2 protein-coding genes are annotated in these 1,466 nt (G+C 67.3%); one reads left to right on the top strand and one right to left on the bottom strand.

Annotated features, from left to right (window positions below):
• Positions 1–800: D-alanyl-D-alanine carboxypeptidase (locus AC1D1S_RS21125; RefSeq protein WP_476995442.1), on the bottom strand; the 800-nt coding region annotated here is incomplete at its 3' end.
• Positions 801–942: 142 nt separating this feature from the next.
• Here AC1D1S_RS21125 and AC1D1S_RS21120 point away from each other — a divergent pair.
• The gene (locus AC1D1S_RS21120; protein WP_018774943.1) at positions 943–1,434 is read left to right on the top strand and encodes an inorganic diphosphatase; all 492 of its coding nucleotides are present in this window, start codon (positions 943–945) and stop codon (positions 1,432–1,434) included.
• Positions 1,435–1,466: the final 32 nt, after the last annotated feature.

The raw sequence follows: 1,466 nt of genomic DNA, 5'->3' as shown, positions 1-1,466 counted from the left end.
TCCCGCGGGCGGGGTCCGGTGGTCTTGGCGGGATCGAACCTGGCGGAGTTCAGCGCCAGCGGGTACAGCGGGGCCATCTCCCCGGCGGCTACGTCCTCTGGGCTCCACGCCTGGCTGAGCGAGGGGCCGCTGAAGAGGGAGTCATCCAGCAGGACGTTCACCGTGGCGGTGACGCCGCCGGCTTTGAGGGCATCGATAGTGGCCTTCGCGAGCGTGGTCAGCCCGGCGCGGCCCAGAACGGCGCCCGGGGCCGATTCTCCGGCGCCCAGGAGAACATCACCTCCGCCGGTCAGGACCACCGAGCCGGGGGTCGGCCCTGCCAGCACGCGGGTGCTGAAGCGGCGGTCGGGGCCCAGGACACGCAGGGCCGCACCGGCTGTGAGGAGCTTCATGTTCGACGCCGGAACGCGGGCCTCGTCGGCAGCCCGGTCGAAGAGGACCTGCCCCGTCGCGGCGTCCTGGACGATGCCGGTGAAGGTGCCGGCGCCGTCGGGCCTAAGGGTCTTGTTCAACAGCGCGGCGAGGGCGGCCCCGGCCGGAACCGGCGCGGAAGTGCTGAGGGCCCCGACTGCCCCCAAACTGTTGCCGGGAGGGCTCAATGTGGCGGGGATCTGCTGCCAGGGCGGTGCTGTCTGCGAGGCGTCGGATGACCCGTCATGGCTGAGGAACGCCGGGGAGATGGCGATGCCGGCCGGCACAGCCACTGCCACCACGAGGAGGGTCTGGAGCAGCAGCGCGGGCATCCTGCGACCCCTGCCGGGCACCGGCTGGGTACCCTCGCGGCTGGTTCTCGGTTTCATGCTGCTGCTGGTCCTTAGTCCTGAAATGTCCCCACTAGTTCCTGAAACCAGCGCCTCTCGCTATATCCTCAATAGTAGTCGGCGGCACCGACAGCCCTTATGCACGTGCCGCGCACCCCCTGAATTCGTCAAGGAGCATTCCATGAAGCATGACGTGACCATCGAGATCCCCAAAGGATCGCGCGTCAAGTACGAAGTCGACCACGAGACCGGCCGCGTCCGCCTGGACCGCGTCCTGTTCACGTCGATGCAGTACCCCACCCACTACGGTTTCTTCGAGAACACCCTGGGTGAGGATGGAGATCCGCTGGACGCGCTGGTGCTCCTGCAGGACTTCGACCTCTACCCCGGCGTGATCGTCGAGTCCCGCCCGATCGGCGTGTTCAACATGACCGACGACGGCGGCGGCGACGCCAAGGTCCTGTGCGTCCCGACCGATGCCCGGTTCGACCACATCAAAGAGATCAGCGATGTCAGCGAGTTCCTGATCAAGGAAATCGAGCACTTCTTTACCCGTTACAAGGACCTGGAGCCGGGCAAGTGGGTCAAGGCCGAGGGCTGGGGCGACCGTGCCGCCGCCGAAGCCGAACTGGCAGCCTCCATCAAGCGTTACGTTCCGGCAGCCGGCCACTGACCGTTCCTGTACTCCAGCGCGGGGTCACGTAC

It is taken from the genome of Arthrobacter sp. P1_A5, assembly GCF_056406825.1.
This window is presented reverse-complemented; position numbering and strand designations above follow the sequence as displayed.